Source organism: Nocardioides sp. NPDC057577, assembly GCF_042801335.1.
Classification (GTDB): domain Bacteria; phylum Actinomycetota; class Actinomycetes; order Propionibacteriales; family Nocardioidaceae; genus Nocardioides.
Window position 1 is genome coordinate 1 of sequence record NZ_JBHVGB010000216.1, and the last position, 9,292, is coordinate 9,292.

Consider the following 9,292-nt stretch of genomic DNA (forward strand, 5'->3'; position numbering starts at 1 on the left):
CAGACATGGTCTGCGGCGGGCCGGCCGGAAGCGGTGAGGCTAGGAGACGCTGCGGGAGTCGGCCAGGCGCGACTCCTCGGCGGCGTGCTCCTCGAGCTCCTTGCGGCGGCGCTCCACCTCCAACGCGACCTCGGTCGGGTCGTCGATCAGGGCGGCCATGCCACCCGGGACGCGCTCGAGCGCCTCACGGGCGAAGATCTGCTGCATGGTGGTGGTGCGCTCGGAACGGTCCTTGCCGATGAACGACATCATCCAGTGCAGCGTCGCGGTGAGCCGGTTGCGGAACCCGGTCATGTAGGCCAGGTGGACCACGAGCCAGCCGAACCAGGCGAGGATGCCGGTCAGCTTGAAGTCGCCCATCATCAGGACCGCGTTGAAACGGCTGATGGTGGCCATCGAGCCCTTGTCGAAGTACTTGAAGTCGGGCTGCGCCGGCTTGTCCTGCAGGCGGCCCTTGATGGTCTTGGCGGCGTACTTCCCACCCTGGATCGCGACCTGCGCGACGCCGGGGAGGTGGTCGAGGTTGATCATGTCGCCGACCACGAAGATCTCGGGGTGGTTCGGCAGCGTGAGGTCGGGGTTGACCGCGATCCGGCCGGCACGGTCGAGCTCGGCACCGGTCTGCTCCGAGAGCGTCTTGCCGAGGGAGGAGGCCTGCACGCCCGCGGCCCAGATCTTCGCGATCGAGCCGATCCGCTGGGTCTTGCCGTCCTTGAACTTCATCTCGATGCCGAACTCGTCGACGTGGGTGACCATCGCACCGAGGACGACCTCGACACCGGCCTTCTCCAGCGCCTTCTCGGCCTTGGCGCCGAGCTTCTCGCCGAACGGCGGCAGCACCTGCGGCGCGGCGTCGACCAGGACCACCCGGGCCTTCTCGGACTGGATGTGGGTGAAGTCCTTCTTCAGCACGCGGCGCGACAGCTCGGCGATCTGGCCTGCCATCTCCACGCCGGTCGGGCCGGCGCCCACGACGACGAAGGTGAGCAGGTCACCGATCGGCTCGCCGCGCGAGGCGGTCAGCTCGGCGATCTCGAACGCACCGAAGATGCGCCCGCGCAGCTCGAGGGCGTCGTCGATCGACTTCATCCCGGGCGCGAACTCGGCGAACTGGTCGTTGCCGAAGTAGGACTGGCCGGCGCCGGCGGCGACGATCAGCGAGTCGTAGGGAACCTCGATCTGCTGGTTGAGGACGCTCGCCTTGACCGACTTCGCCTCGGTGTCGATCTCGCTGACCTCACCGAGCAGCACGGTCGCGTTCTTCTGCCGGTGCAGGATGTCGCGGGTCGGCGGGGCGATCTCGCCCTGCGAGAGGATCCCGGTCGCCACCTGGTAGAGCAGCGGCTGGAACAGGTGATGGGTCGTCTTCGCGATCAAGGTGACCTCGACGTCGTCACGGCCCTTGAACGCCTTCGCGGAGAAGAGACCCCCGAAGCCGGAACCGATGATGACGACCCGGTGCTTTGCCTGGTCCGCTGACATTGACTAATCCCCTACCTCAAACGAGACCTTTTGAACGTTCCACTCATATTCTGAACCATTCCGGCGGATCTGTTCATTCCCGGGCACGACTACTTCGTCACAGTTGCCGAGCAGCCGCCGAGTATGCGCTCCCACCGCGTGTCCGCTACCGAGTCGTAACCCCTTGACTTTAATCTGTGAGGGCGACCGGGACCTTGTGCCCTAGTGGTCCATAGCCCGGATCAGACACCTTCAAGTGCGGAAAATTCTTGCCACGAACAGCACACAACAAAACGTGTGTATCCCGACCCGCGAGATCGGAGGAGGAGAACATGCCGTTGAGCCGGCCGGCCCTCCTGCTCCGCACCGGTTCCCGCGCCGTCCAGGACGCCCGCGTCTGGGTCCGGACGGCCTGCGAGGAGATCGAGCGCACCGACCTCGTGGACTGCGCTGAGTTCGGCGTCTCCGAACTGGTCTCCAACGCACTGTTCCACGGCACGGCCCCGGTCACGATCCGGATGCGCGGCACCGTCGACCACCCCCGTGTCGAGATCCGGGACGCCTCGACCGAGCCGCCGCTGCTGCCGGTCCCGCTCGCCCTCGACGACGAGGACGAGGTCCTGCTGACGGTCGGCCGCGGCCTCTCGATCGTGGCCAGCGTCTCGGAGGCCTGGGGCGCCGACATCGACGCGTCCGGCAAGACCGTCTGGTTCACCCCCGCGGCCGAGATCGACGAGGGTGACGGCGTCGAGGGCGTGATCACCGGGCCTCCCGGCGCGCCTCCGAGGCCCGAGCGCCTCGGCTCCGAGGCGGTCGAGGTCAGCATCCTCGGCGTACCCCTCGCGCTCTACAAGGGCTTCCAGCATCACTTCCGAGAGCTGCGGCGCGAAGTACGCCTCCTCTCGCTCGCCCACGCCCACGACTACCCGCTCGCCGCCAGCCTCTCGGCGCTGTTCGGCTCGCTGGAGCGCCAGCTCCTCGACGGCCTCGGCCACGGCCAGCTCTCAGGGGTCCGCGACCGGGAGACGGCCGACCTGCACGTACGCATGCCGCGGTCCGCGGCCGAGACGATGCGCCGCTTCCTCGACATGCTCGACCTCATCGACGAGTTCTGCCGCCAGGAGCGACTGCTGGTCCTGGCCCGCTCTCCCGAGCAGGTCACCTTCCAGCGCTGGTTCCTCGGCGAATACCTCACCCAGGCCGCCGGCGGCCGCCCCACCAGGTGGAGCGCGGCCCACATGACCGGCCACGCCCGCTAGACCCCGTACGCTGTCCCGCGTGCTGCGTGAGCATGGCGACCTGCTCGCCCCCATCGCCGCCGGCGGAGCGCTCGGCTCGCTGGCTCGCTGGGGCCTCACCACCGTCCTCCCCCACGGCGGCCACTCCTGGCCGTGGGCAACCTTCTTGACCAACGTCGCCGGCTGCCTCCTGCTCGGTCTGCTGATGGCCTTCGTCCTGGGCCCGTTGTCCACCGTCCCGTTCTGGGGCCGCTACCTGCGCCCGTTCCTCGGGGTCGGCGTGCTCGGCGGCTACACCACGTTCTCGACCTACGAGCTCGAGGCGTACGTCCTGGGCGGGCATGCGCCCGCACTCGCGATGCTCTACCTGCTCGCCTCGGTGGTCGCCGGGATCGGTGCCGCCTGGCTCGGGCTGACGCTCGGCAGGGTGGTCGTGCTGGACACCGGCGGTGAGGTCGTGGTCGACGGCATCGACCCCGACCTCGATCCCGACCCCTCCGCCGCACAGACACGGGAGGACCGGTGACGGCGCTCCTGGTCCTGCTCGGCGGCGCGATCGGCGCTCCGGCGCGATACCTGACCGACCTCTACGTCCGGCAGTGGACCGGCGGCGACTTTCCGTGGGGGACGATGGTGGTCAACGCCGTCGGCTCGCTCGTGCTCGGTCTGCTGGCCGGAGCAGCGGCGGGCGGCGTACTTCCCGGGTGGGTGCTCACCCTGGCCGGAACCGGCTTCTGCGGAGCGCTGACGACGTTCTCGACGTTCTCCTACGAGACCGTCCGCCTGGCCGAGAACGGGCAGTGGCGATCGGCCGGGCTGAACGTCGTCGGCTCACTCGCGGTCGGCATGGCCGCGGTCAGCCTCGGCTGGCTGATCGGATCGGCGTTCTAGGCCCAGCCGAGCTGGTGGAGCTTCTCGTCGTCGATGCCGAAGTGGTGGGCGATCTCGTGGACGACGGTGATGCGGATCTCGGCGGCCAGGTCGACCTCGTCCTCGCACATCCGCTGGAGAGGCTGGCGGAAGATGAAGATCCGGTCAGGCAGCGTGAGGCCGTAGAGGTCGTTGCGATCGGTCAGCGCGACGCCGTCGTAGAGACCGAGGGTGTCTTGGGGCTCGCCCTCCGGCGGCCACTCCTCGACGAGCACGACCAGGTTGTGCACCTGGGCGGCCAGCTCGTCCGGAATGGCGTCGAGTGCCTGGTCCACGAGTTCGTTGAAGCGCTCTGGGCTTATCTCAGTCCCCACAGAGGACATTCTGCCGGGTGACAGTTACCGCTATGCAACTGCTTCCGAAGTATTTTTCCGAAGGTTTGCGCGAGCCTGGCGCTCCAGGTCCCGCTGGTGGAGCTCTCCGTTGCGCGGGCGGCCGCGGGTGCGCTTGCGCGCGACGACGATTCCCTCGTAGAAAACCTCGCCACCCCACACGCCGTGCGGCTCCTGCCGGGCGATCGCGCCCTGCAGACAGGAGCGCTGCAGCGGACACGTACGACACAGCTCCTTGGCACGGTCCGCGTCGACGCTGGTCGCGGCGAACCACAGATCTCCGTCCTCGATGGCGCACGGCAGCTCGCTCCAGTGCACGCCGGTCGTCTCTCCTGCCGTCGCCACAGGCGAACCAGTCATCACAGCCCCATCCCCTCGCTGATCCCCGTCGTCAGGGATACCCACTGAAGAGGGTGGTCTGATGGCCTGTCAGTTTTCTGTCAAGAGGCAGGTGCTTGAATCGGTCACGCAGAGTTGAGGTGTCATCTACATCAGGGGATTCCACAACATCGCGACCCTGCTGGTACAAACTGTCCACACTAGAGGGAGTAAGGGCTAGGGTTTGCGAACATGCGCTCAATGAAAAGGGCCTCGGCGTCCATCACCGTAGGCCACCGACCCGTGGAGGATTTCCACCGACGGATGGCGCATGATCCCAACAGTCGAGCCATCGCCTCGGAGACCCGCGACTGGCTCCTGGTGAAGTCCCTGTTGCAGCCCGGTGAGGTCCAGTGGGCCCGGGTCGCGGTCAAGTTTCCCCACGAGGGGAACGCCTCGGGTCACGCCTTTCTGACCGACCGCCGGGTGATGTTCGAGTTCCACGAGCGCGTCTTCTCCGTCAACCTGGCCGTGCTCACCTTCATCGGCGTTCCTCCGCCGCCCAGCCTCGGCGACTTCATCATCGAGGCGCTGGTCCCAGGATCGTCCTACTCCACGACGATGAAGATCCGGGACAAGGACGCCTTCCACGACTTCTTCCCGACTCTCGACTACGCCGCGCGAGCCGCCGGCGCGCAGGTGAACGTCGACACCAACTGGGGTGGCGAGTACGGCGCGGGCAGCGCCTACGGCCAGCCCACCCCCAACAGCTACGGCGTCGCGCCGGCCCCGGGTTCCTACCCGAACCAGGGTTCCTACCCGAGCCAGGGCTCCTACCCGAACACCGGCTCCTACTACCCCAACCAGGGCCCGTACGGCACCAACACCGGCTCCTACGGCCAGGCGCCGAACACGGGGACCCAGCGCGCGGTCGGCAGTGCTTACGGCAACCCGCAGGGAGCCCAGCAGCGCGCCCGCGAGGAGGCGGCGCTGATCGAGGCCAACCTCGCCCAGGCGCTCCCCGCCTTCCTGCACGAGGGCGAGTCGATCCTCGCCGGCGCCGACATGATCCAGAACATGACCGACGTCGAGATGAAGGTGATGGCCACCGAGTCACGCCTGATCGTCGTCGAGGGCAACATCCTGTGGGCCTCCCCGCTGGATCACACCCACGTCATCTACGCCGGTGGCGAGCGCAGCCATCTGCGACTGCTGGCCGAGCGGGTCACCGAGACCATGGCGCTGACCCCGGGACCGCCGAGCGCCAACCCGTCCGACCGGCGCCGCCTCGTCCTTCGTACGCTGCGCGACGCCGCCGCCGGCGAGCAGCTGCACAACCACCTGACCACCAACGGTGGCCAGGTCTTCGACGCCTGGCCCGAGTAGTCGGACGCTGCCTACGAAGCACTTCTACATACGACGAGAGCCCCAGCCAAGTGGCTGGGGCTCCGTCTTTGCTGCTGAGATCTCGACACGCGGTTGCGGCTTCGCAAGCTCAGCCGCACGCTCGCTCGATCTGACGCTCCGCGCCGACTCCACTCCTTCGTCGTGGAGTCGGCTGTCGCGTCAGTCCTGCGGGTTGAAGAACAGGCCGAGCGCGACCGCCCAGACCAGGTGCCACAGGTAGACACCCAGGACGGTGCCCCACCCGAGGTTGATCGAGAAGAAGCCCGGGTCGATGCCGATGACGTCCTCGGGGTGCAGGGCCGGGATCCACCAACCGCAGGAAGCGGTGGCGAGGAACATACCCATGCCGAGCGAACGCGCGAGGTTGCTCGAGGTGGTGTGGGTCTTGCCGAGCCACGGGAAGATCACCAGAGCGTAGGCGAGCGCGAAGACCATGCCGTTGAAGTAGTGGAAGCCCATACCGGCGAACCACTGCGAGACGGCGAAGCCGGCCTCGTTGGCAGTGGCGTTCGGGGTCAGGATGACGCCGTTGAAGAACGCGAAGTCCAGCGGGCCCTCCATGATGCCGAGGCCGTAGATCCAGTAGCCGAACATCGTGGCGAGCTGGGTCGCACCGAAACCGGCGACGAGCGCACCGATGAGGCGGTTGTTGTTGACGAACTGCGGCCAGTGCGTTCCGGTCGTCTGCGCCATCACGGCCGGCTGCTGGATCGCCGGCTCCTGGTACTGGGGCTGGGCCTGGGACTGCTGCGGACGCTGGTCCCAACCAAGGGCGGGGGGCTGCTGCTGCGCGGGCGCGGCCGGGGTGCGGTAGGCACCGTTCGTCTGCATCCGTGACGCAAGCTCGTCCGCACTCGCCGCATGGGGCGGCCGATGCGGGTAGTACGACGACATGGTGGTGTTGCCTCCTGAGTACCGAACGTCTGAGTCGTTCCCCCGTGCCCTGCCGATTTGCGACGTCGACACAAGCGGCAGAATCCTCTCACGAGAGGACAGCAGCCCGCACGTTACCGCCAAATCGGCTTATATCCCACACGGTCGAACGGCCCGAACCGGGGGTGAGATCGAGGGATCTCCGGCCCGAGACTCCTGCCGAAGCAGGACGACCACCCTCCCACGCTCGAGGCTCCCCGCGCTCGCCACAGCCCGGCGTGTCCCACCCTCCCAGAACCACACCCGACTCACGAGTCACACCAACGGAAACAAGACCCTCCAGCCACACCGAACCGGCCCCTGCTGGTCGAGCCGCGAGCGCAGCGAGCGTGTCGAGACCAACACGGTCACGTTCGCACTCCATCGCACCGTGTTGGTCTCGACACGCCTCCGCCCAGCGGCTCCGGCGGCTCGACCAGCGGACAACCCGCCCGCCCGCGACCGACCAACCCCGAGCAACTAAGGGGTGCGGGGATATCCCCGCCGCGGCCGGAGGCCGCTATGTAAATGACGAAGAGGACGTGGTCGCTTTCCGCGACACACGCCCTCTCTGATTCGTCCGCGACCCTGACGAGACTTGAACTCGCGACCTCCGCCGTGACAGGGCGGCGCGCTAACCAACTGCGCTACAGGGCCTTGTTGTTTCCGCTGTCTGCGGCAACGGGAAAAACATAGCCCATGGGTGCGGGGGATTCACAATCGGGGAGGCGTCCTACTCCTCGAAGGGCTCATCGCCTTTGGGTTCCTCGTCGGTGAGGCCTTCCACGAGCCGGTTCTTGACCATGTAGGCCATGGCGCGTTCGGCCGCGCGAGCCTTGCGCCGGAGGGCCTCGACACCGGGAGCCTTGTCGTCGCTGTAGGCCGCGAGCCGGGCGACCTCGCGCCCGGTCTGACGCTGGATCTCGGACATCGCGAGCCAGACCCCGAGGTCCTGTTCGAGGCCTTCGCGGGAGCGCAGGATCGCGGCGGTGAGGAGCTGGATGACGGTGACCTCGACGTCCTCGGCGGTGGACGAGCTGGAGACGAGGGTGGCGGCGATCGTGCCGGCACCGGTGGTGGTGATCGCACCCGCGGTGACGAGTCCCCCGACCATCCCGCCGGGGCCGAAGGCGGAGAGCGCGCCGATGATGGCCGCTCCCCCGGCGAGCCCGGCGGGGGTGGCGAGGGCGAGCCCGATCGGTCCGGCGACCAGCACGGCGGCGCCGATCCCGATGCCGACCCACAGCTTCCACTGGTCGACCGGGTAGACCGCCTTGGAGGCGGACTGCATCGCGATGTGGAGGTTCTCACCGAGCCCTCCCCCGAGCCCCATCCAGACCGTCAGGTCGTGGAAGGCCTGGCGGCGTACGTCGTCGGGGACATCGATCTCATAGGGCCGCACCGGGTTGGCGGTCGCGAGCGCCACCAGGGCGAGGACGGCCTCCTCCTTGGAGAGCTGGGTCAGCGGCTTCGGCCGGGGCAGGTCACCGGGAGCATCGAGCGAGACGCGCAGGTCGAGGAGCTGTTGCGGAATGCGTACGTCGTCGGTCTGGTAGTTCTCGATCAGCCGCTCCAGGACCTCGTGCTGGACGACGCGCAGGGCGGCACCGAAGCGCTCCTGGGTCGCTCCCTTGAGGTGATCGCGGAGGAACTGGGCATACGCGAGCCACAGCGCCAGCCGCACCTCGAGGGAGTTCAGGGATACGTCGGGGGTGCCCTCGACGACCGCGACCTCCTTGCTGAGGGAGCCGAACAGACCGCGCCCGATCGCGGTGGCGACCGGCTTGGAGCGGAGGTAGGTCGTGGTGCGGTGGTCGAGGCCGAGCCCGACCTGGAGGTCGAGTGCCCAGGGGAAGTGGCGCCAGATGCCGCGCAGTCCGGTCACCGCGTCCCCGTTGCTCCAGACGTTGACCCACCAGCCGACATGGTCGACCGGCGCCTTCATCTCCAGCCGGTCGGAGTCCTCGTGGAGGTTCGGGTGGGCGGCCGGGCTGCCGATCGTCACCAGGCCGGTGACCGTCAGCTTGGGCGGGAGCCGGCGGAGCAGGTCGATCGCGATGATCGAGCCGAGGCTGTGGCCGACGATGACGATCTCCCCCTCCTCGGGAAGCTCGTCGAGCACGATGCGCAGCGTCCGTGCCCGGATGCCGGGCTTGGTCACGTAGTTGTGCGCCTGGCGGAGCACCCGCAGCACGATCGGCGCGAACGAGTCGGTCACCCCGACCGGGGAGGCGGGCACGGGCTCGCCGAGGATCGTCTCGAGGTCGGCAGTCGCGCGCTCGACCCGGCGGCGTACGTCCCGCTGGTCGGCGGCGCTCAGCCTCGGCGTCGTGACCGGCGGGATCTTGATGGTCTTGTCCCCGTCGTCGGTGCGGAGCACGTCGGGATACTTCGGGGCGATCACCTCGACCTCGTCGAGCCCCGGGTAGCCGGCATCCTGCAGCGACTTGTCGAGCGCGCGGCGCCAGGCGTCGCGGGGGTCGCCGTTGCCGACGCCGTGAAGGTAGAGGAGCGAGACCACCTTTGGATTCTCTCTTATGGGTCTGTCGGGTGACGGTTTCTTCGGGTGGGCGTGGGCCGCCGACCCGTTTCTCGATTATTTCTCGACCTGCCCCGGAGTCAAGGACGGCCTGCGGCCGCCGGCTACGCCGGCCGCTTCGCGGTCCTGGACACCGGACCATGTCGAGAAAGATT

Annotated in this window: 9 protein-coding genes and 1 tRNA gene; 4 read left to right on the plus strand and 6 right to left on the minus strand. The window is 68.1% G+C overall.

Annotated elements, in window-relative coordinates; translation table 11 throughout:
* Nucleotides 1-39: 39 nt before the first annotated feature.
* Entirely contained in the window at nucleotides 40-1,482 is a 1,443-nt protein-coding gene (locus ACFU7D_RS26740; protein WP_378873103.1) for an NAD(P)/FAD-dependent oxidoreductase, read from the minus strand.
* A 311-nt stretch (nucleotides 1,483-1,793) separates the two neighbouring features.
* Between ACFU7D_RS26740 and ACFU7D_RS26745 the strand changes: the two genes are divergently transcribed.
* Genes ACFU7D_RS26745 through crcB form a run of 3 tightly spaced genes read left to right on the plus strand, consistent with a single transcriptional unit; the run spans nucleotide 1,794 to nucleotide 3,590 of the window.
* Nucleotides 1,794-2,720: an ATP-binding protein gene (locus ACFU7D_RS26745; protein ID WP_378732080.1), complete on the plus strand. Its 927-nt coding sequence runs from the start codon at nucleotides 1,794-1,796 to the stop codon at nucleotides 2,718-2,720.
* Nucleotides 2,721-2,739: 19 nt separating this feature from the next.
* A complete protein-coding gene (locus tag ACFU7D_RS26750; RefSeq protein ID WP_378873105.1) occupies nucleotides 2,740-3,225 on the plus strand; it encodes a fluoride efflux transporter FluC in 486 nt (161 codons plus the stop codon).
* On the plus strand, nucleotides 3,222-3,590 hold the full coding sequence (gene crcB / locus ACFU7D_RS26755) for a fluoride efflux transporter CrcB (protein ID WP_378873107.1): 369 nt from the start codon (nucleotides 3,222-3,224) through the stop codon (nucleotides 3,588-3,590). Before ACFU7D_RS26750 ends, crcB begins: the two co-directional genes overlap by 4 nt.
* Here the strand turns inward: crcB and ACFU7D_RS26760 are convergent.
* Nucleotides 3,587-3,943: a metallopeptidase family protein gene (locus ACFU7D_RS26760; protein ID WP_378873109.1), complete on the minus strand. Its 357-nt coding sequence runs from the start codon at nucleotides 3,941-3,943 to the stop codon at nucleotides 3,587-3,589. The genes crcB and ACFU7D_RS26760 overlap by 4 nt on opposite strands.
* 30 nt (nucleotides 3,944-3,973) lie before the next feature.
* Nucleotides 3,974-4,321, minus strand: a complete 348-nt coding sequence (locus tag ACFU7D_RS26765; protein ID WP_378733055.1) for a WhiB family transcriptional regulator — start codon at nucleotides 4,319-4,321, stop codon at nucleotides 3,974-3,976.
* A 282-nt stretch (nucleotides 4,322-4,603) separates the two neighbouring features.
* On the opposite strand from ACFU7D_RS26765, the gene ACFU7D_RS26770 reads away from it, so the two are divergent.
* Nucleotides 4,604-5,665, plus strand: coding sequence for a hypothetical protein (locus tag ACFU7D_RS26770; RefSeq protein ID WP_378873111.1), 1,062 nt, complete (start codon nucleotides 4,604-4,606; stop codon nucleotides 5,663-5,665).
* A gap of 180 nt (nucleotides 5,666-5,845) precedes the next feature.
* Here ACFU7D_RS26770 and ACFU7D_RS26775 read toward each other — a convergent pair whose 3' ends face one another.
* The 3 genes from ACFU7D_RS26775 to ACFU7D_RS26785 form a co-directional block, all read right to left on the minus strand.
* A complete protein-coding gene (locus ACFU7D_RS26775; protein WP_355019591.1) occupies nucleotides 5,846-6,580 on the minus strand; it encodes a hypothetical protein in 735 nt (244 codons plus the stop codon).
* 601 nt (nucleotides 6,581-7,181) lie between these two features.
* Nucleotides 7,182-7,255 (minus strand) — tRNA-Asp (locus ACFU7D_RS26780).
* A 76-nt stretch (nucleotides 7,256-7,331) separates the two neighbouring features.
* Nucleotides 7,332-9,119: a hypothetical protein gene (locus ACFU7D_RS26785; RefSeq protein ID WP_378873113.1), complete on the minus strand. Its 1,788-nt coding sequence runs from the start codon at nucleotides 9,117-9,119 to the stop codon at nucleotides 7,332-7,334.
* Between the last annotated feature and the right edge of the window lie 173 nt (nucleotides 9,120-9,292).

Excerpts from the sequence above, each read along its gene's own strand:
- ACFU7D_RS26740 (WP_378873103.1), bottom strand. The coding sequence starts at position 1,482 with ATGTCAGCGGACCAGGCAAAGCACCGGGTCGTCATCATCGGTTCCGGC.
- ACFU7D_RS26745 (WP_378732080.1), top strand. The coding sequence starts at position 1,794 with ATGCCGTTGAGCCGGCCGGCCCTCCTGCTCCGCACCGGTTCCCGCGCC.
- ACFU7D_RS26770 (WP_378873111.1), top strand. The coding sequence starts at position 4,604 with ATGGCGCATGATCCCAACAGTCGAGCCATCGCCTCGGAGACCCGCGAC.
- ACFU7D_RS26775 (WP_355019591.1), bottom strand. The coding sequence starts at position 6,580 with ATGTCGTCGTACTACCCGCATCGGCCGCCCCATGCGGCGAGTGCGGAC.
- ACFU7D_RS26765 (WP_378733055.1), bottom strand. The coding sequence starts at position 4,321 with ATGACTGGTTCGCCTGTGGCGACGGCAGGAGAGACGACCGGCGTGCAC.